25 protein-coding genes, 3 tRNA genes and 2 pseudogenes are annotated in these 24,570 nt (G+C 66.6%); 13 read left to right on the top strand and 17 right to left on the bottom strand.

Annotated features, from left to right (window positions below; all coding sequences use genetic code 11):
* From BW737_RS15915 to BW737_RS02390, 11 genes and pseudogenes are all read left to right on the top strand, one after another.
* Positions 1 to 298 (top strand): annotated as a pseudogene (locus tag BW737_RS15915) (hypothetical protein); the annotation flags it as partial.
* A 120-nt stretch (positions 299 to 418) separates the two neighbouring features.
* On the top strand, positions 419 to 805 hold the full coding sequence (locus tag BW737_RS02430) for a nitroreductase family protein (RefSeq protein WP_086615413.1): 387 nt from the start codon (positions 419 to 421) through the stop codon (positions 803 to 805).
* A gap of 17 nt (positions 806 to 822) precedes the next feature.
* Positions 823 to 1,017 (top strand): nitroreductase family protein, encoded by a 195-nt coding sequence (locus BW737_RS02425; RefSeq protein WP_086615414.1) that lies wholly within the window; start codon positions 823 to 825, stop codon positions 1,015 to 1,017.
* Positions 1,018 to 1,118: 101 nt separating this feature from the next.
* Positions 1,119 to 2,477, top strand: coding sequence for an AGE family epimerase/isomerase (locus BW737_RS02420; protein ID WP_086615415.1), 1,359 nt, complete (start codon positions 1,119 to 1,121; stop codon positions 2,475 to 2,477).
* A gap of 99 nt (positions 2,478 to 2,576) precedes the next feature.
* Positions 2,577 to 2,665 (top strand) — tRNA-Ser (locus BW737_RS02415).
* Positions 2,666 to 2,770: 105 nt separating this feature from the next.
* A tRNA-Ser gene (locus BW737_RS02410) sits at positions 2,771 to 2,860 on the top strand.
* A 160-nt stretch (positions 2,861 to 3,020) separates the two neighbouring features.
* Positions 3,021 to 3,093: transfer RNA gene (locus BW737_RS02405), tRNA-Arg, on the top strand.
* A 196-nt stretch (positions 3,094 to 3,289) separates the two neighbouring features.
* Positions 3,290 to 4,021, top strand: a complete 732-nt coding sequence (gene aqpZ, locus BW737_RS02400; protein ID WP_086615416.1) for an aquaporin Z — start codon at positions 3,290 to 3,292, stop codon at positions 4,019 to 4,021.
* Positions 4,022 to 4,164: 143 nt separating this feature from the next.
* Positions 4,165 to 4,839: an IMP dehydrogenase gene (locus BW737_RS17450; RefSeq protein ID WP_257210383.1), complete on the top strand. Its 675-nt coding sequence runs from the start codon at positions 4,165 to 4,167 to the stop codon at positions 4,837 to 4,839.
* Positions 4,836 to 5,609 carry an IMP dehydrogenase gene (locus BW737_RS17445; protein WP_257210385.1) on the top strand — a complete coding sequence of 258 codons (774 nt, stop codon included), beginning with the start codon at positions 4,836 to 4,838 and terminating at the stop codon, positions 5,607 to 5,609. Before BW737_RS17450 ends, BW737_RS17445 begins: the two co-directional genes overlap by 4 nt.
* An 87-nt stretch (positions 5,610 to 5,696) precedes the next feature.
* Positions 5,697 to 6,653 (top strand): LacI family DNA-binding transcriptional regulator, encoded by a 957-nt coding sequence (locus BW737_RS02390; protein ID WP_180272010.1) that lies wholly within the window; start codon positions 5,697 to 5,699, stop codon positions 6,651 to 6,653.
* A gap of 99 nt (positions 6,654 to 6,752) precedes the next feature.
* Here BW737_RS02390 and BW737_RS02385 read toward each other — a convergent pair.
* The 6 genes and pseudogenes from BW737_RS02385 to BW737_RS17440 form a co-directional block, all read right to left on the bottom strand.
* Positions 6,753 to 8,062, bottom strand: a pseudogene (locus BW737_RS02385) (sugar porter family MFS transporter).
* 135 nt (positions 8,063 to 8,197) lie between these two features.
* Complete coding sequence (locus BW737_RS02380) at positions 8,198 to 9,085, bottom strand: beta/alpha barrel domain-containing protein (RefSeq protein ID WP_086615418.1); 888 nt, start codon at positions 9,083 to 9,085, stop codon at positions 8,198 to 8,200.
* Positions 9,082 to 10,080 carry a carbohydrate kinase family protein gene (locus BW737_RS02375; protein WP_086615419.1) on the bottom strand — a complete coding sequence of 333 codons (999 nt, stop codon included), beginning with the start codon at positions 10,078 to 10,080 and terminating at the stop codon, positions 9,082 to 9,084. Before BW737_RS02375 ends, BW737_RS02380 begins: the two co-directional genes overlap by 4 nt.
* A complete protein-coding gene (locus BW737_RS02370) occupies positions 10,073 to 11,038 on the bottom strand; it encodes an aldose epimerase family protein (protein ID WP_086615420.1) in 966 nt (321 codons plus the stop codon). The genes BW737_RS02375 and BW737_RS02370 overlap by 8 nt, the downstream gene beginning before the upstream one ends.
* Entirely contained in the window at positions 11,038 to 12,087 is a 1,050-nt protein-coding gene (locus BW737_RS02365; protein WP_218961744.1) for an AGE family epimerase/isomerase, read from the bottom strand. The genes BW737_RS02370 and BW737_RS02365 overlap by 1 nt, the downstream gene beginning before the upstream one ends.
* An 86-nt stretch (positions 12,088 to 12,173) precedes the next feature.
* Positions 12,174 to 12,296, bottom strand: coding sequence for a hypothetical protein (locus tag BW737_RS17440; protein WP_257210382.1), 123 nt, complete (start codon positions 12,294 to 12,296; stop codon positions 12,174 to 12,176).
* A 290-nt stretch (positions 12,297 to 12,586) separates the two neighbouring features.
* Between BW737_RS17440 and BW737_RS02360 the strand changes: the two genes are divergently transcribed.
* Entirely contained in the window at positions 12,587 to 12,787 is a 201-nt protein-coding gene (locus BW737_RS02360) for a hypothetical protein (RefSeq protein ID WP_143233237.1), read from the top strand.
* Positions 12,788 to 13,352: 565 nt separating this feature from the next.
* On the opposite strand, the gene BW737_RS15525 is transcribed toward BW737_RS02360, so the two are convergent.
* From BW737_RS15525 to BW737_RS02325, 11 genes are all read right to left on the bottom strand, one after another.
* Positions 13,353 to 13,829 carry a hypothetical protein gene (locus BW737_RS15525; protein WP_143233236.1) on the bottom strand — a complete coding sequence of 159 codons (477 nt, stop codon included), beginning with the start codon at positions 13,827 to 13,829 and terminating at the stop codon, positions 13,353 to 13,355.
* A gap of 309 nt (positions 13,830 to 14,138) precedes the next feature.
* On the bottom strand, positions 14,139 to 14,771 hold the full coding sequence (locus BW737_RS02355; RefSeq protein WP_143233235.1) for a hypothetical protein: 633 nt from the start codon (positions 14,769 to 14,771) through the stop codon (positions 14,139 to 14,141).
* A gap of 245 nt (positions 14,772 to 15,016) precedes the next feature.
* Positions 15,017 to 15,598 (bottom strand): hypothetical protein, encoded by a 582-nt coding sequence (locus BW737_RS15520; RefSeq protein ID WP_143233234.1) that lies wholly within the window; start codon positions 15,596 to 15,598, stop codon positions 15,017 to 15,019.
* A 129-nt stretch (positions 15,599 to 15,727) separates the two neighbouring features.
* Positions 15,728 to 16,204, bottom strand: coding sequence for a hypothetical protein (locus BW737_RS02350; protein ID WP_086615423.1), 477 nt, complete (start codon positions 16,202 to 16,204; stop codon positions 15,728 to 15,730).
* The gene (locus BW737_RS02345) at positions 16,201 to 16,494 is read right to left on the bottom strand and encodes a hypothetical protein (RefSeq protein ID WP_086615424.1); all 294 of its coding nucleotides are present in this window, start codon (positions 16,492 to 16,494) and stop codon (positions 16,201 to 16,203) included. The genes BW737_RS02350 and BW737_RS02345 overlap by 4 nt, the downstream gene beginning before the upstream one ends.
* Positions 16,491 to 16,766 carry an SAV_915 family protein gene (locus BW737_RS02340; RefSeq protein WP_257210381.1) on the bottom strand — a complete coding sequence of 92 codons (276 nt, stop codon included), beginning with the start codon at positions 16,764 to 16,766 and terminating at the stop codon, positions 16,491 to 16,493. Before BW737_RS02340 ends, BW737_RS02345 begins: the two co-directional genes overlap by 4 nt.
* A gap of 301 nt (positions 16,767 to 17,067) precedes the next feature.
* Positions 17,068 to 17,334: a PLP-dependent transferase gene (locus BW737_RS19780; RefSeq protein WP_420835694.1), complete on the bottom strand. Its 267-nt coding sequence runs from the start codon at positions 17,332 to 17,334 to the stop codon at positions 17,068 to 17,070.
* Positions 17,229 to 18,293, bottom strand: a complete 1,065-nt coding sequence (locus tag BW737_RS02335) for a PLP-dependent transferase (RefSeq protein ID WP_420835693.1) — start codon at positions 18,291 to 18,293, stop codon at positions 17,229 to 17,231. Before BW737_RS02335 ends, BW737_RS19780 begins: the two co-directional genes overlap by 106 nt.
* Positions 18,294 to 18,389: 96 nt before the next feature.
* Positions 18,390 to 18,776 carry a beta C-S lyase family protein gene (locus tag BW737_RS19310; protein ID WP_338063838.1) on the bottom strand — a complete coding sequence of 129 codons (387 nt, stop codon included), beginning with the start codon at positions 18,774 to 18,776 and terminating at the stop codon, positions 18,390 to 18,392.
* Positions 18,764 to 19,723, bottom strand: coding sequence for a MalY/PatB family protein (locus BW737_RS02330; protein ID WP_338063837.1), 960 nt, complete (start codon positions 19,721 to 19,723; stop codon positions 18,764 to 18,766). Before BW737_RS02330 ends, BW737_RS19310 begins: the two co-directional genes overlap by 13 nt.
* Positions 19,724 to 20,502: 779 nt before the next feature.
* The gene (locus tag BW737_RS02325) at positions 20,503 to 21,279 is read right to left on the bottom strand and encodes a TetR/AcrR family transcriptional regulator (protein ID WP_086615425.1); all 777 of its coding nucleotides are present in this window, start codon (positions 21,277 to 21,279) and stop codon (positions 20,503 to 20,505) included.
* 205 nt (positions 21,280 to 21,484) lie between these two features.
* Here BW737_RS02325 and BW737_RS02320 point away from each other — a divergent pair, with 205 nt between their 5' ends.
* Positions 21,485 to 24,403, top strand: a complete 2,919-nt coding sequence (locus tag BW737_RS02320; protein ID WP_086615426.1) for a YhgE/Pip domain-containing protein — start codon at positions 21,485 to 21,487, stop codon at positions 24,401 to 24,403.
* The last annotated feature ends 167 nt before the right edge of the window (positions 24,404 to 24,570 follow it).

Here is a 24,570-nt window from a genome sequence, read left to right as displayed (position 1 = left end):
GGCATCAATGTTGACTTTGCAGCCCAAGGATGGCACCGCTACGTGTACTGGGTTCGGTATCCCCTGGAGTGAGGAGAATGATTCGAAGGGTACGGACTGCAAGATCGTGTTTGACCGGTCTAGTGCGCACTTTAAGGATGCCGTGACGCCGGTGGATGTGAAGGTGTCCTACGCGATCACCTACACCGCCTCCGATGGCGCCACCGGCACCATGGACACTCACACCACCTCCGCGACCACCAGCATTCCCGTCGCTGAGATCCAAACCCTCAACACCCAACCAACCAAACAGCCATGAGACGTTAGATGAAGCCTGCAAGCCTCGGCCGGGCAGTCGGATGCCGTCGTTGGTGCGGTCGAGCTTCCCCATAACCAACGTCCGCGGAATAATCCCGGCACCAGATCAGTTGTCGCCCACATGAGCAGTCACAACACCGCCGTTTCCGACGACGCTCTTACGGTCCTATTCACCGAGGCCCACACGGCCCGCTCCTTCCGTGACGAGCCGGCCCCGATCGAGCAGGTGCGCCGCGCCTACGACAACGCGCGCTGGGCGCCCACCGCCCTCAACTCCCAGCCCATGCGCCTGGACCTGCTCGCCTCCCCGGAGGCCCGCCAGCGGCTCGCCCCACTGATGGCCGGGATCAACCAGGAGCCGGTCCTCGGTGCGCCGCTGGTGCTGATCGTCTCCGCCGACCTCGCCCTGGACCAGTCCATGCGCGAGCTCGGCGCGTCCGAGCAGATGCTTCAGCGCCTGGCCGGCTCCCTGGAGATGCGCCAGGGACTCGCCCGCGACTCTGCCTGATTCAGCTCGGCTACCTCGTGCTCGCCCTACGCGCCGAGGGCCTCGACGTCGGCGTCATGACCGGCGCCGACCTGCCCGGCATCGACGCCGAATTCCACGCCGACCGCCCCTGGCAGACCATCGCCGTCGTCTGCGTGGGGCACGGTGACGCCGACGCGTTCCACCCGCGGGCTGGCCGCCACGACTTCGAGACCGTTTCTCAGGTGCTCTGAGCGCCGGCCCGACCGGTGCATACTCCGGGCGCCGGCTGCTAACGTTCGGGGTGTCCCGGCGCGAGTGAGGCCGGGAAGCGAGTACGGGTCGAGGAGGACTCATGGGACTGGGATGGTTCGGCGCCCCCGAGCACAACCGCTGGCTGGCCGAGGAGACACATGCGCTACTGCGCTACGCGCGGGCGGCCAAGGTGCCCGCCGGCTTCGGCTGGATCGGCGCGGACGGCGTCGTAGACACCAGCCACCCCGTCGAGTTGTGGATCACCGGCCGCATGACCTTCGCCTTTTCCCTGGGCGCCCTGCTGGGCATCCCCGGCTGCCGCCGCTACGCCGACCACGGCGTGCGCGCCCTGAGCAGGGTCATGCGCGACTACGAGCATGGCGGCTGGTACTCCGCTGTCCGCCACGAGCTCGACGACGACGGCCACGGCATCCCGGTCGACGCCGACGCCCGTAAGGAGTGCTACCAGCACGCCTTCGTGCTGCTGGCTGCCGCCACCGCGACGGCCGCCAACCGGCCCGGTGCGCACGAGCTGCTGTTGGACGCCATGGAGGTGCAGAACCGCTACTGGTGGGATGACACCTACGGGCTGCCCATCGAGTCCTACGCCGCCGACTTCACCGACCCCGAGAACTACCGCGGCATCAACGCCGCCATGCACACGGTGGAGGCCTACCTCGCCACCGCCGACGTCACCGGGGACGTCGCCTGGCTGACCCGCGCCGTGCAGATCATCGACTTCGCCGTCAACGTTCAGGCGCGTGCCCACGGCTGGCGCCTGCCCGAGCACTACGACACCAAGTGGCACCCGCTCCTGGACTACAACCGCGACGCCCCTGCCCACCCCTTCCGCCCCTACGGCGTCACCCCCGGTCACGGCCTGGAGTGGTCGCGCCTGACCGTGCAGGCCCGCGCGGCGCTGGTGGCTCGCTCCCTGCCCACGCCCGACTGGATGCTGGAGGCCGCCGAGCAGCTCTTCGACCGGGCTCGCACCGACGGCTGGCGGGTCGACGGCGGCCCCGGCTTCGTCTACACCACCGACTTCGACGGCCGTCCGATCGTGCACGAGCGCATGCACTGGGTGGTCTGCGAGGGGGTGTCGGCCGCCGCCGCCATCCGGCAGGCGCTGCTCGACGATGGACGCAGCGAGATTGATGTCGAGCACTACGAGCACTGCTACCGCTCCTGGATCGACTACGCCGAGGAGTTCCTGATTGAGGGCCCGGGCATGTGGACCCACGAGTTGAGCCAAGACAATGAGCCGTCGACCCGTACCTGGGAGGGGCATCCGGACATCTATCACGCCCTGCAGATGACGCTGGCCGCCCGCATGCCGGTGTGGCCGACGGTGGGGCAGGCGCTGAGCGAGGGCCTACTGGACCATCCGGGCCGGCCCGCTCCGGCCCCGGACCCGCAGCGCGGCCAGTCTCGCCGTCGCGGCCTGTTCGGGCGGGGCTGAGCGGCCGCGTGAGACGCGGCACTCGTCCGGGAGATGGCGTAGTCCGGCGACGACGGTGTTAGACTCCATGACCTGTCCCGAGGCATTGTCTTCGGGCCTGGAGAGGTGACAGAGCGGCCGAATGTGGCGGTCTTGAAAACCGCTGTGCGCCTAGCGCACCGGGGGTTCGAATCCCTCCCTCTCCGCCACGGGCGGTGGTGAGCCATTGCCGACGGCGCTCCGCAGGGGTGTCACGGCGGGTCGTTGCCTCGCGTCGTGTGCTGGGGTAGGCTCATCGGGCCGGTCCGGCAACTGGAGATGTCGCATAGTGGCCTAGTGCGCCTTCCTGCTAAGAAGGTTGGGGATAAAACCCCTCGGGAGTTCGAATCTCCCCATCTCCGCCAGCTGTTGGGATTCCAACGAATCCCCTGCAAAATCCCTGTCTCTGCGGCATTGTGGGATCACGGTGGGAGTTCCCGGACTCTTATGTGCCCAGCCTCACGGCCTGAGGATTTGTGACCTCCTGGATCGTCGAGTAATGTTCCGGGTTGTCCGAACCGGATTGCGCCAGTAGCTCAATGGATAGAGCATCTGACTACGGATCAGAAGGTTGGGGGTTCGAGTCCCTTCTGGCGCACCGACGCCCCGCCATCGGCTGAACAGTCGGTGTTGCGGGGCGTTTTCCATGCCCACACGGGCATGTGGCGTCGACTCCGGCGGGCTGTCAGGCAGCACCGCAGGCGCAGACGCCGTCGGGAAGCCGCATTCCCAAGGCTCACGCCCGGCTCCCGGCACAGCTACCTGAATCACCTGCACAACTACGAAAGGCCCTCATGGCTCCCCTGTCCAAGCGCCTAGGCGCCGAGTTCATCGGCACCTTCTGGCTCGTCTTCGCCGGCTGCGGCTCCGCCGTCCTCGCCGCCACCGCTCTGACTGACTCCGACTTCCCGGTCGGCATCGGCTACCTCGGCGTGGCCCTGGCCTTCGGCCTGGCCGTGACCACCATGGCCTACGCCGTCGGCGCCGTCTCCGGCGGTCACTTCAACCCCGCCGTCACTCTGGGGCTGGCCGTCGCCGGCCGCTTCTCCTGGAAGGACGTCCTGCCCTACTGGTGCATCCAGGTCGTTGGCGGCCTGGTGGGCGGCGGCGTGCTGTACGCCATCGCCTCCGGCTCCGACAGCTTCGACGTGGCGGCCAACGGGTTCGCCGCCAACGGTTACGGCGAGCACTCCCCGCACGGCTACTCCATGGCCGCCGGCTTCATCTGCGAGCTGGTCATGACCGCGATCTTCCTGATTGTCATCCTCGGTTCGACCGACTCCCGCGCCCCCAAGGGCTTCGGCCCGCTGGCCATCGGCTCCACCCTGACCCTCATCCTGCTGGTCTCCATCCCGGTCACCAACGCCTCCGTCAACCCGGCCCGCTCCATCGCCGTCGCCTTCGAGGCCGGCAACGGCGCCCCCGGGCAGCTGTGGCTGTTCATCGTGGCTCCGCTCCTGGGTGCTGCGATCGCCGGCTTCGGCTACGCCTTCCTGGTCGGCAAGGACCCCGAGCAGGACGCCTGAGTCCGGCCGCACGGGCCGACACCGTCGGCCCGCGCGGTACACGGCCCCTCACCCCCTCGTCGTTCGCGGCGAGGCGGACGTGAGGGGCCGTTTGCTTGCCCGCGGGCCTGCTCGAGGACCGGGCCGCGCCGTAGAATCCTCAAGTGAAGTTCCTCAACGGCATGCAGCCCACCTTCGACCTGACGTACGACGACGTATTCATGGTCCCCTCCCGCTCCGCCGTGGGATCACGCACGGGCGTGGACCTGACCACCGACGACGCCAGCGGCACCACCATCCCTCTGGTGGTGTCAAACATGACCGCCGTCGCCGGCAAGCGCATGGCGGAGACCGTCGCCCGCCGCGGCGGCATCGCCATCATCCCGCAGGACATCCCCACGGACGTCGTCATCGACACGGTCGCCCAGGTCAAGGCCTCCCACCTCGTCTACGACACCCCGGTCACGGTCAAGCCGCACCACACCTGCGGCTACGCCCTCGGCCTGATCCCCAAGCGCGCCCACGGGGCCGCCGTCGTCGTCGACCCGGACACCAGCGCCCCCATCGGCATGGTGGATATGCGCGACGTGAGCGGCGTCGACCGCTTCACCCAGGTGCGGCGGGTGATGAGCACCGAACTGGTCACCCTGCCGGAGGGGATCGACCCGCGCGAGGCCTTCGACCGGCTCAAGACCGCCCGCCGCACCCTGCGCCGGTGGTGGGGACCGACGGCGGCTTGGTCGGCCTACTCACCCGCTCCGGGGCCGTGCGCTCCACCATCTACCGGCCCGCCGTCGACGCCGCCGACCGCCTGCGCGTGGGCGCCGCCATCGGCATGAACGGCGACCCGGCCCGCCGCGCGGCCGAGCTCGTGGCAGCCGGGGTGGACGTGATCGTCGTCGACACCGCCCACGGGCACCAGGACCGCATGGTGGAGGTGGTCCGGGCCGTGCGCGCCGTCCTGCCGGACGCCTTCCCGATCGTCGCGGGCAACGTGGTTACCGCCGCCGGCGTGCGTGACCTGGTTCAGGCCGGGGCCTCCATCGTCAAGGTGGGGGTGGGGCCGGGCGCCATGTGCACCACCCGCATGCAGACCGGCGTCGGCCGCCCCCAGTTCTCCGCCGTCCTGGAGTGCAGCCGGGAGGCGGCGCAGCTGGGTGCACACGTGTGGGCCGACGGCGGGGTGCGTCATCCTCGCGACGTGGCCCTGGCGCTCGCGGCGGGGGCCTCCAACGTGATGATCGGTTCCTGGTTCGCCGGCACCCATGAGTCGCCGGGCGACCTGCAGTACGACGCCGACGGGCGTGCCTATAAGGAGAGCTTCGGCATGGCCTCGGCCCGGGCGGTGGCGGACCGCACCGAGGGGGAGGACGCCTTCGACCGCGCCCGCAAGGGACTGTTCGAGGAGGGCATCAGCGCCGGGCGCATGTACCTGGACCCCGGGCGTCCCGGCGTGGAGGACCTGATCGACTCGATTGTGGCGGGCGTGCGCAGCTCCTTCACCTACGCCGGCGCGGGATCGATCGCCGAGTTCCGCGAGCGGGCGATCGTCGGCATCCAGTCCGCCTCCGGCTACCGCGAGGGCGCCCCGGTACCGGTGAGCTGGTAGTGGGAGCAGCGACGCAGTCTCGCCTATGATGACGTCGACACAGCGTGTAGTGGAGGGGACATGTCGATGGCGAGGAAGCGCCCTTCCATGGTCGACGTGGCCCGCGAGTCCGGGACCAGCCTCAAGACGGTGTCGCGGGTAGTCAATGGTGTCCCCACGGTCAACGAGGACATGCGTCGGCGCGTACTGGAGGCGATCGACCGACTTGGATATCGACACAACCTCGCGGCAGCCGGCCTGAGGAGCAAATCGGCGTCGCGTGTTATCGGACTGGTCAACTGCGACCTGACCGACCCGTTCTTCGCCACGTTGGGTGCGACCGTGGATGAGGAGGCCCGTCGGCGCGGCTACCAGGTGATCATGTCGGCGGCGAAAGAAGACCCCGAGCTCGGCCGCACCGTGGCCCTGGAGCTATGTCGGCGCCAGGTAATGGGACTACTCGTCGTTCCTGTGGGAGACGACCTGTCCTACCTGAGAGAGGAGATGGACAGCGGGACGGCGGTGGTATGCGTGGATCGTCCCGCCGGGGGCATCGAGGCCGACAGCGTAGTGGTTGACAACCGCGGCGTGGCCCGGCGATTGGCCGAGGCCCTGATCGAGCGGGGCCACACACGCATCGCGGTGTTCTCGGGGCGCGACGACATCTACACGCATCGCGAGCGCCGCGCCGGGATGCGGGAGGCTCTTGCGGCGCACGGGCTCGATGACCCCGCCCTGCACGTGGCCGAGCTATACACACCGGAGTCCAGCCGTGCCGCGTTGGAACGGATCATGGCGCAGCCGGACCCGCCGACGGCGGTTATATGCACGAACAACCGACTCGGCTACGGCGTTATCGACTGGGTCAATGTCAATGGTGCAGCCGTGGACGTCGGCGTGTTCGACCGGATGGAGCGCGATAGCCTCACGGGGGTGCGCCCGGTCAGGGCCATGCAGAATCCTGGTCGGCTGGGGGAGATCGCCATTGAACGGCTGTTTGCACGCATTGAGGGGCTAGACGAGGAACCGCAGACCATATGCGTGCCGGTGGAGATCAGCGACTGACTCGGACCGCGCCGGAGACTCCGGTCGGCCGGGCCGGAACCGGGGTAAGGGGCGGCGACGGCGTCCGTCTGCCGCCCCCCACCCCCCGGCGTGCGCCCCTCAGGACTCGCGCATGCCGAGCCTGACCTCCATCTCTTCCAACGGGACCCCCTTCGTTTCCGGCATGACGCGCACTACCCAGAACAGTTGGAAGAGCATGCACACGAAGAAGAACGCGAAGGAGACGCCGCCGCCCAGCATGTCGATCAGCGTGGGGAAGGTGTAGGTGACGATGGCAGCAAAGGTCCAGTGCGTCATCGAACCCAGGGACTGTCCGCGTCCCCGGATCCGGTTGGGGAAGATCTCCGAAATGAATACCCAGATGATCGACCCCTGTCCGAAGGCGTGTCCTGCGATGAACACCAGCAGCCCGATCAGCACAAGATTCGCTGAGGACTGATCGAAGTGCCCCTCGTACCTGAACATGATGGTTGACAGGAATCCCAGTGAGACCAGGTAGCCGATCGTTCCGATGAGCATGATCTTGCGGCGGCCCAGGCGGTCGATCACCGTGAGGGCGAGTGCGGTGGTGATCAGCATGACGACGCCGACGCCTACCGTCATCGTGTAGGAGGCCGAGTCGGAGGCTCCGGCGCTCTGAATGATCCGCGGCGCGTAGTAGAGGATCGCGTTAACGCCGGAGAGCTGGTTGAACATGGCGATGCACACGGCCAGCATGATCACCTTACGGTTCTTGGCCGTGAAGAACGGTGCCTTATTGGCACTCAGCTGTGCGTCCTCACGCAGCTGAGTACGGACTCCGTCAGCTGTCGCTCGGACTCCGCGGCGCTTGCGCACAGTTTGCGCGAGATCTTCTCCGCATTCTTGTCACGGCCGTGTCCGAGTAGCCAGCGGGGGGTCTCGGGCACGAAGAACAGCAGCAGGAGGAAGATCACGGAGGGGATTGCCATGACGCCGAGCATCCAGCGCCAGGCGATTGCCTCGTCCAGGGTGCGGTTGATGATCATGTTGGACAGGTAGGCGACGGTCATGCCCAAACACACGTTCAACTGCACCAGGCCAACCAGCACGCCCCGGTGCCGGGGCGGGGCGATTTCGGCGGTGTAGATCGGCGCGACCACTGACGACATGCCCACGCCCACGCCGCCGATGAACCGGAAGACGAGGAACACGGGTTCGAGCGACGCCAGTGCGGTTCCGAGCGCGCCGGCGATGTAGAGCAGGCCTATGAGCATGAGTATGGGATGGCGTCCGAAACGGTCGGACAGACTGCCGCCGATGATCGCGCCGACGATGGTGCCGATGGTGGCCATTGCCACCAGCAGACCCAGGCCGAAGGAATCGAGGTTGAAGTACCGCTCGAGCGCGCCCTCGGCGCCCGAGATCACCGCGGTGTCGAAGCCGAACATCAGGCCGGCCAGGCCGGCGACGAAGGCGGATAGTATGACCAACCCGGTGGGCAGGGAGCGGTTTTTGGTGTATGTCTGCGGTTTAGATTCTGTTCGGGAAGTCACAGGGACGGTCCTTTCAGAGAAGGCATGCGTCTATGCGGACGCTGCTGCGATGCGAGTAATTGAGCTGTCAAGCGTCGTGTTGAAGGTCGAGTCATCCATGTCTGCCTGCAGGCCCTCGAGGAATGCCCGCGAGAACGACGAGCCCATGCCGGGGTTCTTCTGCAGCTCCTCGCAGGCACGTTGCTGGTTGAAGCCACCCGACAGTGCGACCACGCGCACCACATGTGGATCGGCGAAGAGACCGGAGTACAGCCCGGGCTGGACGGGGATGGTCAGCTTGAAAGCGACCCGGTCGTCGGCGCCGAGGGCACCCAGGCCCTCGAGGATGGCCTGAAACAGGATCTGCTCGGCTTGCGCGCGTTCGGCGTCGTCCATGGAGAGTGAGGCCTCGGGCTCCATGATGGGAATGAGCCCGTGGGCCATGACGCGTCGGGCGACCTCGAACTGCTGGTTCACGATTCGCCGGATCACCTCGGTATCGGCACGGTGGATGACGTTGCGGGACTTGGTGCCCACCACCCGGTGCCGCTTCGCCAGTTCGAGGGATTCATCGAGCCCGGCGATGGGCTCCATGAACTCCGCGCCCGGCTCGACGCGCAGGGGCACGCCGACCGTCAGCAGACTGACGATGCCTTTGCGCTCCCACAGGTATCGGGCGATCGGGAGCCCCTCGATCGTGATGCCGAGGCTGCGTTCATAGAGAATCACGCCGAGCACGCGATCGCCGTCGAACGCCGGGGAGGTCACGACGCGCTGCTGGAAGGCCTCAACCAGGCACATCATTTCGTCCGTGGTCGTATAGGCGCCGGCGCTGACGCCGTAGCGCTCAAGCGCACCTGCGGCGACGTCGGGGTTGTGGTCGAGCGCGGCAATGACTCCAGGGCCGGTCATAAAGCGCTCACGTGGTGAATCGGTCATGCGTCCTTCTCCTTAGAAAGCGGTTCGAGGGAGAGCCCGCGCAGGCGGTACGCGGTGGCGGTACGCGCGAACTCGATGGCTGCGCCCGGGGCGGCGCCGCCTAGGGCGCGGTACAGAAACGCAGTCTTGAAGGTGTCTCCGGTGGCGTTGGTGGTGACGACGCGTGCGACCTTAGGTGCTGCGAACGCCGTATTCGTACCGTCCCAATCCTCGGTGCGGAAGCGTCCACGGTCTTGCGGGACCTTCCCGACCCGCAGCAGGCCGCCGTCTGGTCCGGTGGTGATCAGCACGATCCGCGCACCCCACGCCAGGAAGCGCTCCGCCCACGTCGTGACGGCGTCGGGGGTCGGTGGGGAGGTGATGGAGAACGTCGAGGTGATGTCCTCCCACGAGGGGCAGAACAAGTCGGTTTCGGGCAGCACCGCCCGGAAGAAGCGTTCCCATCCGGTGGCATCCAGCGGAAAGTCCTCTGGGCAGTAGACGGTGTCCAGGGAAGTCAGCATTCCCTGCTCCCGGGCTCGTCGCAGGAGCGTGCGCAGGGGGCGGCCGTCGTCGGCCACCAGCCCCGGCAGCACGGCCGGATAGCCGATGTGCAACGCACCGCCGACAGGCAACTCCACCGCGCCGTCGAAAGCCTCATTGGCGCCGGTGTGGTGCCAGAAGCTCCGATCGCTCCCACGGGGCTGGAACACCAGCGAATACGAGGTGGATGCGTCCCGACGGCGCGCGAGGGAGACCTCCCCGACCCCCTGAGCACGCAGCAGCTGCTCGCACAGGTCACCGAGGGCGTCGTCGCCGATGGCCGCGACCGCGGCGGGCCTTCCCCCGAGCTGCGCCAGCGTGCGTGTCCCGTTGCCGACGGCGCCGCCGAGCGACATGCCGAGCGCGCCCACCGAGGAGAGCCTGCCCGGCTCGATGGGTGGGAGAGCGTCCAAGCTAGGCGTCAGGTCGATGCAGATATGCCCGGCGAAGACAATGTCAACCACGTCAGCCATTGCTGCCTCCTCCGTTTGAGGTCGGGGCGCAGGAGACGGCGTGGGTCAGGACCAGCGGATCGCCGGCGTGCAGCCGTACCGAGGTGGGTGCTCCGAGCGCGCGCACCGGGTTGTCAGTAGTCGACGGGCCGACTCCGAGGTCGAAGGCGGCACAGACCGGCTCCACCCCCAGGCAGAGATTGCGTCCGTTCCAGGGGTCCGCCTGACGGCCACGATTGGATACCCACAGCACACAGTGCGGCAGGATCCGTTTGTCCCAGGTCAGTGTCGTCGTGTGTCCTGCACGGAGATCGTGCAACTCGACCCGGCCGTCGTTGACCCCAACCAGCTGCAGCAATTCCTCGATCTCGGCGTCGAGCGGCAGCCGTGTGAAGTCCCAGATCCGGCCCTCCAGGTCGCGCACGTGCTCCAGGTCCTCGACGTGCAGGGCATCACCGAGAAGGGATCGTTCGTCGACCCGGTACGGTGCCGTGAGGATCGCCGTCGACGACGGGACCGCCAGATGCATCCCACCGGGCTCGTCGGGCAGGGCGAAGATCGGATGCAGTCCGAGCGGGAGTTCGACCTCGCGGCGGGCGACGATCGCGTCCGTGATCTCGACGCGGTTGTTCCGACAGTACACGCGCCGTCGACAGGTCTTGATGGCGGAGGCCTCGGGGTAGGCGATCTCCGCCACCAGCTCGTGTTCTGAGGAGGAGACGACGCTCCAGGTGGCGTCGGCACCGTAACCGTGCTGGTCGTGGGCCGCCGCATCGGCGTCGGGATCGGGCACGCCGAACGGGACGCATAGGAAGTCGCCCTGCAGATGGCCCTCCAGGCCGCCGCCATAGTCGAGGGGCCAGGGGGCGCGGTAGCTTACGTCCCGCCAGCGGTCACGGACGAGGAACCGGTACGAGACGGCCCCGCCGACAGAGTCCAGAGTCGCCTCTGCCAGCTCGGATCGGATGACCGGGTTCATCACTGCTCACCGCCCGCGCCGAGGGAGCGTGCCCATAGGGCAATGCCGGCATTCAGCGGGAGGAAGGCATAGGCGGTCGCCTGGAAGACGTGGTAGAGGTCGGGCCTGCCCGGCCAGGTGACGACGACGTGACGGTTGCGCTCGTCCACCTCGGGGAACCACGTGCCGTTGGCCGGGTCGATCAGGTAGCTCTGGGTGTAGGTCCACAGCTGCTCGTACAGGTCGGCGTAGCGGCGCTCGCCGGTGGCCAGGGACAGGAGCCGGGTGGCTCCGATGGCCTCGGCGACCGGCCACCAGAAGCGCTCTTCGACCACGGGCGTGCCATCCCAGTCGACGGTGTACACGAAACCGCCCGAGGGCTGCCAGCCGTCCCGCATGGCGCCGTCGACCAGGTTGCGCGCGGCGGGCAGCATCCAGTCCTGGTTCAGGCCCGCGCCGCGGATCTGCAGCAGCAGCTTGGCCCACTCCAGCCAGTGCCCGGGCTGGGAGCCGTAGGGGCGGAAGGGATGATGCGGTTGATCGGCGTTGTAGTCCGGCAGCGGCTCCCAATTCGGCGAGAAGTGCTCGCATACGCGCCAGGCGCCGTCCTTCGGCTCTGCGGCGGCGCCTACGGTGTTGTGGGCGATACGGCCGGCTCGCACCAGCAGGCTGCGATCGCCGGTGGCCTCGAAGGCGGCGAGGTACGCCTCGGTCAGGTGCATGTTGGCGTTCTGGCCCCGGTAGGGATCGAGCTCGCTGAAATCCCGGTTATATGCCTCGACGCAGCGGCCGACGTCCTCCAGCCAGTAGTGCCGATCAATGACCGCCAGCGCATGTGTCAGCAGCGCCTCGGCGCCGTCGATGCCGGCCTGTACGGCAGAGGAGGCGGCGAGCACGATATGTGCCTGGCCGTAGAGTTCCTTGCGGTCAGAGGGCTCGGTGCCGCCGACCGTGGCGTACCAGCGTCGTACTCGGTGTCGCGGCCGGGCCCGGACAGGTAGAAGTCCACACCCTTCTTGGCGAGCTCGGCGGCTCCCGGCCTGCCGAGCAGGTGCGCCAACGCGAAGCATGGGTCATTCGGGCGCCGATCCACAGCTGCGCCCCCGAGTCTCGCAGCGGGTGCCCGGCGTCGTCGAGGTAGGCGAAGCCAGGTCGTCTACCCACACCTCGGCTGGTAAAAGTCGAGCAGTTGGTTGCGGTGCTGCACGAGCCAACGGCAGTGGTCGACATCGGTGATCAGCGTTCCGACTTCGGTTGTGCTGTTGGGAGAGACGGGCATGTGGACTCCTTTGGTCATCGATGACGTCGTCTCACTTGGTCGAGACAACGTTGTCTCAACCGGCCAAGGTAGCGCAGGTAACGGTTCGGCGCAAGAGGTGATACGAAATCGGTCGTGGCGCCGCAGCCTTGCCGGATGCGGGGCCACGGCGGGTCAGATGCGGCTATCTTTCAGGCCTGCCACGGCCGACGCGGTGCAAATCGTGGTTGGCATGCTGCTCCATTTCAGTGCTTCTTGGGTTCCAGGGTTTGTTCGACTTGTTCGACGGTGTTGTGCATGAGGAGTTTGACATGGTTGAGTCCTTCGGGGGTGGTGAGTTCGTAGCGGAGGTTGATGTGTTTGGTGTAGAACTCTATGACGCGGGCGAGCTGCCTACCGTGATTGCTAAGAATGCAATGGGTACTAAGAAATGCAAACGATTACTTGTGGCGATGTGCAAGGAGTGGTTTGCTATGCCATTTGCTGTAGGAAACGTCGTCCATGGAATCTGAGAGCCGTAGGGCTCGTTTGGCCATGCCAATATTCCATCGGGTGTCAGGATTACAACAGGGCCTTTCCGTGGTCTTTTGGGGTGCCAACGCCATTCGTAAGCAATAAACAGAACTAGTACTACGGCGAGGATAGATCCGCCAATAGTTTCCGGTATTCTGTCGACGGTGAGCCATGGAAGTATGATTTCGATCAGCGGTCCGCAGAAGAGGGCAGCTACCGTGGAGGCGGTATAGATTATCTTCGGCCATGACCTACTTGAAGTCAACTCGACTCCGCCAGTTGTTGCATGCCAGTACTGATGAGCATACAGATGAGCTCTCCGCATGGACACTACTGCAGGAATGCACAAAGAATAGTAACCGGCCAATGTTCCGAACACTAAGCTTAAGGTGGTTGCTTGTGCAAGCGTCGTTGTCAGCCAGGATGTAAACAGGCATGAGGCGGCCAATAATGGCAGAACCCTCAGCTCGTTAAGCCTAATGCGTTCATATTCGTCGAAGGTATGTACTACCCCCGGAATCTGTTTCTTTCGAAGCGCCCCCTTGGCTGCGTAGTTCTTTGGTTTCATTTGAAGATTCTGTTCCATTGATCGGATGCCCAGTCGCCGACGTCGTCTACACGATCGGTGATCCAGTCCCAAGTGTCGTTGAGTCCTTCGTCGATCTTCTCGCGGGTCTCCAAAGTCACCATACGCTCGTAGGCGTATCCGACACCGAATGCTATGACGGACGCAGCGACGGCAGGAGCGGCTACTCCGGTAGCGAATGCGAGTCCGCCAACCCGTGTCTCGGGTGATGTCCATGCCATCCAGACAGCGACCAGTATTGTACACGTCGTTAGGACGATTATTGCCTGGTTGTAGAGGAATGCCGCGAACGAGGCCGACGATGTGGCGGCGCCTCCACTGAACCGCCAAACGGTTGCGGCATGCTGACGAATCGCCGATTCTCTGTTAGATACGTATGGTGCAAGAAGCAGGCATTGACTCCCATAAGCCGCAAAGATGACCGCGAGAGATGGTCTGTCGATGCCGATGAACATGCAGCAGCCGAAGGCTGACACTGCACCCATCGCCAACAATGCTCGCCGTGTCGATGAGCTGCTGTCCGCACGCTCGCAGGTGATTGTGCCTTGATATGTATTCCCTGGTGCGTCCTGGGCATCTCCCGACGCTCTAGATGTCCACTTCATCCGAATGCTCGCTGCGATTAGTCGCCTGCGTCCGCTACCCTCTCGGATCCCGAGTTCTACGTGTCGCTGGGCCCTTCATCGAAATTGGTAGAGGGGCGGAATGGGCGTCATGAACGGTAGACATGGTTGGTCATTCTGGGAGGAGTCGTTGTGCGTGGTTCACTTACGGTGGCGGCGTGGGCGTCTGCGTGGTTGTGGGGGTAGTTGTTGTTCGACTTCTTGGACGGTTTGTTGCATGAGGGAGCGGACGCGTGCGAGACCCTCTGGCTTGGCGAGTTCGTGGCGCAGCCGACGGTGGCGGGTGTAGAACTCGATTACGCGGCGTAGTTGGACGTATTCGATGGGCAGGGTGCCCATGGGGAACTCGTAGGTTCCTGTCTGGCTGTTGATGACGGCGTTGGCGGTGGTGGTTAGGAGTAGTCGGTAGGCGACTACTTCGGTGACTTCGGGCCGGCTTTCCCATGACACGTATGTGCTATGGCGGGTGCTGGGCCAGATGTGGATGCCGTGGTGGGTGAGGGTCAGTGCGGGGCTGGGGCGTAGCGTGAAGGGGGTCTTTCGCCAGGACGCGGTGGCCAAGCCGACCGTAATGGAGGAGAGGAATACGGTTCCTCGCATGGTGGTGCCGATGGGGGTTGCTGTGAGCTGGGCGTACCACACCAGGCAGATGCCGAGCAGGCCGGCGAGAAACACCAGGGCGAAGAACGCGTACTCGGCTATGGCGATGCTCCGGTCGGGGAAGAACAGTGTGGCGCCTTCGGCGTGCCGCCAGTACTCACGCACACGTCGCAAAGCCCCAAGATGATCCACTGCAACCGGAATATGTATCGCAAAGCCTGTCGCGACTAGCCCGAAAACGACTGCGCAAGAGGTGTTGCCTACCAACGTTGCCAACATCCAGGCAAGGAGGAGTGTTCCGCTCGCTAATAGTGCCTCCCACCAAGGAGATTTCGAACGGTCGATATCTGCCTGGTGGCAGGTGGTAACGCGCGGATACTTCCGGCGTCCCCTCCAACTGGACATATGACTATCCGAACTCATCCAAAGATCCGATTCCATTGGTTGGAGGCCCAGTCGGTCGCGTCATCCACGCGGTCTGCACCCCAGTCCCACATGTCATTCAGGCCCTCATCTATCTTTCCGCGTATTTCCAATGGAATATAGTTCTGATAGAGATGACCTACGCCTACTGCTACGGACCCTGTCACGAACAGGGTTGCCCACACTGGTGCTCCCGCTATGGCGACCGCCGTTGCTGCCGAAGCTGCGGCTGGAACCAAGACCTCGGACGGCGAGTCCCCTGTTGCGAGCTCAATGCCAATGAATCCGAGGGTTATCGAGACACCAACGCCTTTTGCTACTTTCTTCCCGGTTTTGGCTACTTGTTCGGCGGTGTCAGCTTTAGGGGAACGGCTCAGGTTCCTGTTTACAGTGTCCTGATTCGGTGACTTACTGCCGGATCTGACGGCGGGATTGCCTGAGCGCTCGATTGCCTTCGCGGTCGCCGCTGCGACGGCGGCATCGTACAGCGCGGTGGCCTTGTTGTAGTAGACGTTTTGCGTTCCTGCTTCGAATCCTTCGCCGATGGCGTTCTCCACCATCTCCTTGACCCCGTCCATGAGGACGTTGTCCAGCGTGTCGGACTCGGCGGTCGCCAGGTGCTCGGTGATCCAATCGTCGAGTTCGTCAAAGGTGTCCTGGACGTCCTCGCTGACCTCGTCGAATAGGGCCTTCTTGGTCTGGTAGTCCTAGTAGGCGTCGTTTGCGGTCGTCCACTCCTGCTTCTCGGCCGCTGTAGCATCATCTCCCAGGTCGGCGGGCTTCGACACCGGGGTCGGCGCCACAATGACGTTCCCAACCACCTCAAGTCCGCCCGCGATTGCGGTCTCGCGGTGCTCGGCCATATCGTCCTTACGCCAACCCAGCTGGTCAGCGAAGGAACGGATCACATCCACAGCGTTTTTGGCGCGGTTGTAAGCGTCGTCGCAAGCATCGTGCAAGTCGTCTGCGTAGTCCGCGGCAGCACCAGCAATCTTGCCTGAAAGGGTGTAGCGAGCTGTGCTCGACGCGCCTGAAAACTGTGAATCCGCATCGTCGAATCCATCTTGGAGCTTCTTGAGCCAGTCGGCGGCGCTGTCAACCGACTCCACACTCCCGGGGATCGTGGTGTCGATCTGAGCGGTGCATACATCGCCGCCGGTGTCTACAGGGAAACCCGTGCTCATGGCATGTCCTCCGCCATGTCGCGGAAGGTCTGCGCGACGTCGTCGTCGGCGCCGGTGACCAGGTCGATGGCATTCTTCATATTGGTGTTGCCGAGTTCGGCGGCCAGTGCGAGCGTGCCGGCGTCCACCGCCAGCTGGGAGATCATGCTGGTGATGTAGGTGCTGCCGTCACCGGCATCCACCGAATAGGGCATAGTCGACTCGTTCGCCTCCAGGTCGTCCTGGGCGGTGGCGAATTTGCCTGCGATCGCAATTGCCATGTTGTAGTCGAAGCGGAACTCCTCGCTCATCGCACCGACCTCCGATCCACGTCCGCCGCCGTGCGCCAAAGCTCCTGCGGCACCGGCAAGTCCAGGTAGATGACGTCGTAGTGCTCCACGGATTCCAGATCACCCAGTCTCTCGGTGGGGTACAGCACCCAGGGCTGGTGTGGCCCCATGCAGTCAGCCAGGCGATCCAGCGCCGTGTAGGCCAGCAGCGCCATGCGCCCGTCGTTCGTTTTGCGCAACTCGATCTCGGCTCCGTAGGTGTTCGGGGCGCCGGTCGAGGGCAGGTACAGCACCGGCGGGATAACCGGCTTCTTGCCGCGTGGTGTCCGGCCGTCACGCGAGGGCCGTCGATCTGGGCGGTCGGCGGCATGACGCCCACGACTCGGGGGGCAGATACTGCTCGGTGGCCGTAGCCGCGGCGGCCTCCCGTTGTCTTTGCTCCCTGCGGGCAAGTAATTCTGTGGCCGAGATCAGGAAACTTGGACCTGTGGTGGAATCCATGAGGACAGCCTACGCGGCCGCGTTGCTAACCCGTTACCGAATGTGCCTGTGGCCTCGGCCGCACCTGGCACTGCCGTCACCGCCCTTATGGCCCTACTTACGCTGTGCCGCCCGCTCCAGCGCCTGGTCCAGATCGGCGACCAGATCCGCGGCGTCCTCAATGCCCACGCTCAGCCGCAACAACTGGTCCGTCAGTCCGTAGGCGGCGCGGGTGGCCGGCGGGACGTCCGCGTGCGTCTGCACACTCGGACACGTCACCAGCGACTCCACCCCGCCCAGCGACTCGGCGAAGGTGAACACGTGCACCGCCGCGAGGAAGGCCGCCACATCGACGCCGTCGGCCGGCTCGAAGGACACCATGCCCGAGCGCCCCGGATACAGCACCCGCCCCACCCGGCGTCGGCGTCCAGGAACTCGACTATCCTTCGGGCGTTGGCCTCATGCCGCTCCATGCGCAGCGACAGCGTCTTCAGGCCGCGCAGCAGCAGGAAGGCGTCGAAGGGGCCCAGCGTCGCCCCGGTGGTGTTCAACTGATACTGGAGCCGCTCGCCCAGTGCCAGATCGGCGACAACGACCGCGCCCGCCATGACGTCGTTGTGCCCGGCCAGGTACTTGGTTGCCGAGTACACGGCCACGTCCGCCCCCAACTCCAGCGGGCGGCAGATCACCGGGGTGTAGAAGGTGTTGTCCACCGCCAGGAGGGCGCCGGCCGCATGCGCCCATTCGGCCACCCGCGCAATGTCCAACTCGGTCATCATCGGGTTGGTGGGCGTCTCGATCAGCACCAGCGCGGCGGGACGGCGCAGAGCCTCACGCAGGCCCGCCTCGCCGACCACGAAGTCCACCTCATAGGCGCCGTCGTCGGCCAGGCATTTCAAGTACCGGTAGGTGCCGCCGTACAAGTCCTCCAGGGCGACGATCCGCGAACCATACGGCGCCAACGTGGTGACCGTCAGCTGTACCGCCGCCATCCCGGAGGACAGGGCGAACCCGGCCGCCCCGCCGTCGAGCCGTGCCAGCGCATCCTGTAGGACGTCGCGGGTGGGGGAGGCGGTGCGCGTGTAGTCGTAGCCCGTGGAGGCTCCCAGCTCCGGGTGCCCGAAGGCCGTCGACAGGTGGATCGGCGTCGTGATGGCACCGGTGGCCGGGTCGGTGCCGGTACCCACGTGCGCCAGCACGGTGTCGAGCCGCCAGGGGGTGGGGGAGTCTGCCCAGGACTGATGGTGCTGGATCGGGGCGGTGCGACACTCCGAGGCGGCGATGGCGGGGCCGGGGACGACGTCGGAGGACTGCGCGGGGATGGAATCGGTGATGGACATAGGAGCTTTCTGGCTGTTTGGGAGGGTTGGGCGCGCTGGGCGCGTTATATGTGCCGGTTTCGGCGAGAGGGAGACCGGCGAGAGAGGGGAGGCGGGTCAGGCGGCGGGGCGGGTGAGTAGGCCGTGCACGGCGATTTCCAGGCGATCCAGCGCTTCGTCCAGGGTTGCCTGCGGGCAGGCGATGTTGAGCCGGGTGAAACCGGCGCCGCCGGTGCCGAACAGGGCGCCGTCGTCGAGCCATAGGCCGGCCTGATTGGTGATGAAGTCGTCCAGTTCCGCTGCGCTCAGGCCCGCGGTCTCCAGCAGCCCGGAGCAGTCCAGCCACAGCAGGTAGGTGCCCTCGCAGGGAGAGACCTCAATGCCGGGCACCCGCTCCAAGCGCCGGATGACGTGACGGCGCGCGTACTCGACATGCCGCCGCAGGGCGTCAAGCCAGACGTCGCCGGACTTGTAGGCCGCCTGGCAGGCCGTCAGCCCCAGCACATTGGCTGGGAGTAGCCGGCGGCGCCGAGGGCGGAGCGGAAGCGCGCACGTAGCTCGGGGTCGGCAATGAGGATATTGGCCACCTGCAGCCCGGCCAGGTTGAAGGACTTCGACGGCGAGGTGCAGGTGATGGTGCGGGCGGCGGCGTCGGCGCTCAGGGACGCGAAGGGGGTGGTGCGGTGGCCGGGCAGGGCGAGGTCGGCGTGCACCTCGTCGGAGACCACGAGCGTGCCGTGACGGCCGGTTATCCGAGCCAGCTCGGTCAGCTCGGCGCGGGTCCACACCCGGCCCACCGGATTGTGCGGGTTGCACAGGAGCAGCAGGCGGGCACCGGAGGCGGTGAGTGCGGCGTCCAGGGCCTCCAGGTCGCGGCGGTAGACACCGTCGGCGCCGCGCACCAGCGGGGCCGGGGCCACCACACGCCCCTGCTGCTCGACCACCTCCCGGAACGGGTAGTAGACGGGCTCCTCAATGACGACGGCGTCGCCCGGCTCGGTCAGGGCCCGCACCGCCGTCGCCAGCGCGGGCACGACTCCCGGAGTGATGACGTTCCACGCGGGGTCGATGCGCCAGTCGTAGCGGCGGGCGAACCAGGCGGCCAGCGTGGCGTTGTAGGCGGCGTCGGGCTCGGTGTAGCCGAAGATGCCGTGCCGCACCCGCCACAGCAGGGCGTTGATGACGCAGGGGGCGGTGGGGTGATCCATGTCGGCCACCCACAGCGGCAGGGCGGTATCGGGGCGGCCGCGCTCGGCCGCGAAGTCCCACTTCAGGCTCGCGGTGCCGGCGCGGTCGTGGACGACGTCGAAGGGGGAGGCGGAGGCGTGCGGGGTGCGGGGTACGGGTGCGGTGGTGGACGCAGTGGCGGCGTCGGCGGGCGGCGCCTGGCTCTCCGGGGCAGGCGGGACGAAGGCGTTGGCTGCGACGGCGGCGGGGGCAAAGGCGGTCATGGTGGTTCCTGGAAGACTTGGGCTGCCGCCATATCGACCGATCTCGGCACGTCATTAGTGCCGGTGTCGATGCGTCACTTGTGCCGGTCTCGGTGAAGAGGGGGCGGGTGCGTGGCGGCGGTGAATGGAGGATTACCGGGGTTTGAACACGGGCCGATGTAACCGGCGGCCGCGGAGTACGACGAGCGCCCGTGGGCGGCTCGGACTCTTACCGTTACTTTTAAAACAGCGACGGCTGGCGCTGTCAGCGCATCTGCATTCTGAACATGCTTTCGGCGCGCGCCATCAGGGCACGGGTCGCGGACGTCGAAGCAGTCATGGGGCGAGGTTAGCGTGGTGCGCCGCGTTCATGTCAAGGCATCTCAATACCGGTCGGGATGCGGCGCGGAATCATGGGGTGGCGACGTGAGAGGCTGCTCGGTTGGTGGTCTTGACGGGTAACCGCCCGCTGGGGTGGCGGGCCGCACACTGGAGCTGTCATGACAAACTCCGCGCGCTCCGACTTTTCGTTGTAATTGCGCGGGAGTGGCGGTTAGGGGTGAATTGGCTGGAGGTGCTCCCGTGTGCAACGAGGGCTTCATTGCACACGGGAAGCGCTTCACGTCTTCTGCCGGTTGGATAGAAACCGTGGAATCATGCGGAAAACGGGTTTGGGGATGGAGCGTAAGTGTGCAAGCTAGAGGCGCGCCATCGGAGCCAGAGCGGTGAGAGCGGCGATCACGTGGCCGGGCGCCACATGGCGCCGATGTCCCTGGCGCCGCGGACACGGCGCCAGACATCTATATGCCACTGGTAGGGGTGATCGGCGCCGAGAGGCGAGCCAATAGCGTGGGCAGGGTGCGGACGAGGAAGGCAGTCAGATCGGGGCCGTCCGCGTCGACGCCGTCGGGCTCCTCGGACAGGGCCATGCGCATGGAGCGCACGGCGGTGGCCATGATGAGTTCGGTGGTGTCCTCCGGGCTGAGCAGACAGGTGCGGTTGATTGACGCCAGTCCCTCTACCAGCACTCGCACCAGGTGCTGTTTGAAGGCGGCGTAGCCCTCGCGCAGCGGGGAGTTCCCGGCATCCGCCTCGGTGCGTGCGATGTAGGCGGCGAACTCGTTTTGCAGCAGGAAAACCTCGCGCGAGATCGGCATCGCTCCGAGCAGTCGGGAGGCGAGCTCGGCCAGTCCGGCGGCCAGCTCGGCATCGCTCTCCGGGGTGGCGCCGTCCAGATCGCTCGGCATCGCCCTGGCCACGGAGCTGTCAACGAAGGCGATGATGGAGCCCCACTGCTCCTCGGCCAGGCGCTGCACGAAGTGGTCCATGTCGGTGAAGTTGGAGTAGAAGGCGCCGCGGGTAAAGCCGGCTCGGGAGCAGATGTCGCCCACTGAGGTGCCGCCAATGCCCTTGTCTGCGAACAGTTCCCGCCCGGCCTCCAGTAGCAGCGCCTGGGTCTGGGCGCGCCGCTCGGACGGGGGAGTGCCGATGAGCCGGCGCACCGCGGCCCGTCGGGCCGACAGACGCGCGCCGGCGGCCTCGATCAGCTCCTCTGCCTGTTCCCTACTTGTGCTCATGTCCCGCTCATCATGTCATTTCGCGTCGCCCTGTGTCATTCGCGACATTCACGACGCCGGCGTCGAGGGTGTTTTCGGCGGCTCCTCGGGACTTCTCCTGCCGATCCCCGGCGTCCAACCAGACACACATGATACAGGTCTGTATTGAAGGTGTCGATACAGGTGTGTATCGTCGGTCCGCGGAACCAAAGGGAAGGCAACCGAAATGAAGAAGCTCAGCGGCTCGCGCATCGCGAACCTGGTCGTGGTGCTCGCGGTATCCATTGTCCCGTTGTTGTACGCCGGCCTGCTGACGCTTGCGTACCAGAACCCCACCAACCGGTTGAACGACATCAAGGCCGCCATCGTCAACGAGGACAGCGCCTACACGGCCACCCTCGCCAACGGGGAGACCGAGACCTTCAACCTCGGCGCCGACCTCACCGACGCCCTGACCCACCCCGACGGTGACGAGAACGTCGGCTTCACCTGGGAGCAGATGGACGCCGCCACCGCGCAGGCGGACATGAACACGCAGAAGATCCGCGCCATTCTTTACATCCCGGCCGACTTCTCCCAGATCGCCTCCCGCGTCGGCTCCGACGATCCCTCCGACGCCGTCACCCAGGAACTCAAGCTCGTCACCGACGACGGCATCAACTACCTGGCCGGCACCATGGCCGCCACCGTGGCCTCCGAGCTGTCCAACCGGCTGGAGCAGCAGGGCGCCGAGCGCGTCCTGTCCACCCTGCTGCTGAGCGTGTCCACCATCCGTGAGGGGATGGTGGAGGCCTCCGACGGCGCCACCGCCCTGGCCTCGGGCGCCGCCACTCTGGAGTCGGGCACCACCTCCGCCGCCGACGGCGCCGCGCAGCTGGCCGACGGCGCCGACACCCTGACGGTCGGGATGAGCGAGCTGGCCTCCGGCGCCGTCACCCTCTCCGACGGTCTGACCACCCTCGCCTCCTCCACGTCCACCGCCGCCACCGGCTCTCAGCAGCTGGCCGACGGCGTGGCCCGCCTGGCCACGGGAGCATCCTCGGCCGCCTCCGGCGCGAGCACGCTGGCCGACGGCGCCAATACCCTGGCCGACGGCACCTCCACGCTCGCCTCCGGCGCCGCTACGGTCGATTCCGGAGCCGGACAGGTGGCCGCGGGGGCGTCCTCCGCCTCATCGGGTGCGAGCACGCTCGCCTCGGGCGCCTCCACCCTGTCCACCGGTGCCGCGGACCTGTCCACCGGAGTGAACACCTACGTCGACAGCGTGGACCAGGCCTACGCGTCCCTCACCGACACGATCGACCCCGGCGCCAAGGACCTGGCGGCGGGCCTGAATCAGCTGTCCGCCAGCGTCGGCACGTCCACCGATTCCTACAGCAGCGGCCAGGAGGGCCAGCAGACCCTGTACGGGGCCGCGAATGACCTCGCAGCGGGCGCCCAAACCGCCGTCAGCAAGATCGGCTCCGCCACCGACTCGGCCTCGGCCGGCCAGCAGACCCTGTACGGCGCCGTCAACGACTACACCGGTGGGGTGGACACCGCGCAGGCGGGGGCCGGACAGGTCGCCACCGCTCTGGCCGGCGCCTACCAGCAGTGCGTCACCGACCACGGTGAGACCGACGCGACCTGCCAGGCCATTGCCCAGGCCGCCGGCGGTCTGGGCACCACCGAGGACACGGCACAGTCCGGCACCGTGCTCGGCGGGCTGAACACGCTGGCCTCCTCCAGCGCCAGCGTGACCGGCGCCGTCGGCCAGGTCGAATCCGGGGCGGAGCAGCTCTCCTCCGGCGCCACTCAGCTGCAGAGCTCCGTCGGGACGGCCGCCACCGGGGTCGAGCAGCTCTCCTCCGGCGCCACCACCCTGTCCAGCGGGCTCGGATCTGCCGCCGACGTGTACAACCCGGCCACCGGCAGCGGCCGCACGCTCACCGGAGTACTGGCCACCCTGTCCTCCCAGGGGTCGACCCTGACCTCCGGCGCCACCTCCGTCAGCGACGGCGCCTCCCAGCTCGCCACCGGTTCCAGCGACCTGTCCACCGGCTTGAACACCCTGTCCACCGGGGCCAACAGCCTCTCCGCGGGCACCTCCGAGCTGGCCACCGGCGCGAACTCGGTCAACTCCGGCGCGCAAAACCTGTCCAACGGCGCCGACACCCTGTCCAGTGGCCTGAACACGCTGTCCTCCGGCGCCTCCACGGCCGCCGGCTCCTCCCAGACGCTTGCCGACGGCCTCGCCCGGCTCTCTGCCGGCGCCGACAGCGCCTCCACGGGTGCCGATACCTTGGCCAGCGGCCTGGGCACCGCCTACTCCGGCTCCGTCACCCTCTCGGACGGCGCCACCACCCTCAGTGATGGCCTGGGTCGGCTCCAGGACGGTTCCACCGAGCTGTCCGATGGTGCGGATACCCTCGCCGCGGGCCTGGAAGACGGCGTCGAGCGCATTCCCGACTACACCGCCTCCCAGCGCCAGACCATGACCGACGTGGCCGCGGATGCCGCCAATGTCGATGCGGTCCGCGATAACGCGGTGGTGAACAACGGTGCCGGCTTCACCCCGATGTTCATGAGCCTGGCCCTGTGGGTCGGCGCCATCGCCCTGTTCCTGGTGCTGCCGGCCCTGGACAAGCGCGACCACGGTGAACGCTGGTACGCCTCGGCCATCCGTCCCGCCACCACGGCCGCCCTGCTCGCCGTCGTCCAGGCCATCGTCATGATGGTCGCGGTCAACGCCGCCGGTGAGATCCACGCCGCCAACCTGGTGGGCCTGTGCGCCATGGCCATTGCCGCGTCGCTGACCTTCGTCGCCGTCAACCAGGCCTGCGTGGCGACGCTCGCCTTCCGCGGCCGCTTCGTGTCCATCATCCTGCTCAGCCTGCAGATCACCTCCATGGGCGCGACCTTCCCGATCGAGACCACGCCGCGCTTCTTCCAGTGGATCCACCCCTACCTGCCGATGAGCTACACCCAGCTGGCCTTCCGGCGCCTGATCGCCGGCGGTGGCGTGGACGGGATCTATCTCAAGACACTGGCCGTGCTGGCCATCTGGGCGCTGGTGGCCTGGGCCTTCATCCTGCTGGGCGCCCGCCTGCGCCGCGGCCCCAAGCCGCTGCCCGCGGATAACGCCCTCGCGCCCACCGCGGCCTGAGGACTGAACCCCAGAGAGCGGTCTCCTCGCGCTCTGTTACGAACTTTTGCACCCTGGTGTGCGGCAAAAAGGTGTGCACCAGGGTGCAAAAGTTCGTAGTAGGCGACAGGGGCTCGCTGCGACCGGGGCCCGCCATGGCCGGGACTGGCCGGGCCGCATAGGCTTGG

The organism is Actinomyces ruminis, from assembly GCF_002154335.2.
In the GTDB taxonomy this organism is placed as follows: Bacteria; Actinomycetota; Actinomycetes; order Actinomycetales; family Actinomycetaceae; genus Actinomyces; species Actinomyces ruminis.
The sequence above is the reverse complement of the archived record's forward strand: the minus strand, read 5'-3'. Positions and strand labels throughout refer to the sequence as shown.

Bases quoted from the DNA above. Each gene is read 5' to 3' on its own strand.
- BW737_RS02365 (WP_218961744.1), bottom strand. From the start codon at position 12,087: ATGCTTCGCGTTGGCGCACCTGCTCGGCAGGCCGGGAGCCGCCGAGCT.
- BW737_RS02390 (WP_180272010.1), top strand. From the start codon at position 5,697: ATGGTCGACGTGGCCCGCGAGTCCGGGACCAGCCTCAAGACGGTGTCG.
- BW737_RS15520 (WP_143233234.1), bottom strand. From the start codon at position 15,598: ATGGACGGGGTCAAGGAGATGGTGGAGAACGCCATCGGCGAAGGATTC.
- BW737_RS02370 (WP_086615420.1), bottom strand. From the start codon at position 11,038: ATGAACCCGGTCATCCGATCCGAGCTGGCAGAGGCGACTCTGGACTCT.
- BW737_RS02360 (WP_143233237.1), top strand. From the start codon at position 12,587: ATGGTTGAGTCCTTCGGGGGTGGTGAGTTCGTAGCGGAGGTTGATGTG.
- BW737_RS02325 (WP_086615425.1), bottom strand. From the start codon at position 21,279: ATGAGCACAAGTAGGGAACAGGCAGAGGAGCTGATCGAGGCCGCCGGC.
- BW737_RS15525 (WP_143233236.1), bottom strand. From the start codon at position 13,829: ATGTTCATCGGCATCGACAGACCATCTCTCGCGGTCATCTTTGCGGCT.
- BW737_RS17445 (WP_257210385.1), top strand. From the start codon at position 4,836: ATGAACGGCGACCCGGCCCGCCGCGCGGCCGAGCTCGTGGCAGCCGGG.
- BW737_RS02320 (WP_086615426.1), top strand. From the start codon at position 21,485: ATGAAGAAGCTCAGCGGCTCGCGCATCGCGAACCTGGTCGTGGTGCTC.
- BW737_RS02335 (WP_420835693.1), bottom strand. From the start codon at position 18,293: ATGTCCATCACCGATTCCATCCCCGCGCAGTCCTCCGACGTCGTCCCC.
- BW737_RS02350 (WP_086615423.1), bottom strand. From the start codon at position 16,204: ATGAGCACGGGTTTCCCTGTAGACACCGGCGGCGATGTATGCACCGCT.
- BW737_RS02430 (WP_086615413.1), top strand. From the start codon at position 419: ATGAGCAGTCACAACACCGCCGTTTCCGACGACGCTCTTACGGTCCTA.
- BW737_RS02345 (WP_086615424.1), bottom strand. From the start codon at position 16,494: ATGAGCGAGGAGTTCCGCTTCGACTACAACATGGCAATTGCGATCGCA.
- BW737_RS19780 (WP_420835694.1), bottom strand. From the start codon at position 17,334: ATGGTGTCCTTCGAGCCGGCCGACGGCGTCGATGTGGCGGCCTTCCTC.
- aqpZ (WP_086615416.1), top strand. From the start codon at position 3,290: ATGGCTCCCCTGTCCAAGCGCCTAGGCGCCGAGTTCATCGGCACCTTC.
- BW737_RS17440 (WP_257210382.1), bottom strand. From the start codon at position 12,296: ATGCCCGTCTCTCCCAACAGCACAACCGAAGTCGGAACGCTGATCACC.
- BW737_RS02380 (WP_086615418.1), bottom strand. From the start codon at position 9,085: ATGACCGATTCACCACGTGAGCGCTTTATGACCGGCCCTGGAGTCATT.
- BW737_RS02420 (WP_086615415.1), top strand. From the start codon at position 1,119: ATGGGACTGGGATGGTTCGGCGCCCCCGAGCACAACCGCTGGCTGGCC.
- BW737_RS02330 (WP_338063837.1), bottom strand. From the start codon at position 19,723: ATGACCGCCTTTGCCCCCGCCGCCGTCGCAGCCAACGCCTTCGTCCCG.
- BW737_RS02375 (WP_086615419.1), bottom strand. From the start codon at position 10,080: ATGGCTGACGTGGTTGACATTGTCTTCGCCGGGCATATCTGCATCGAC.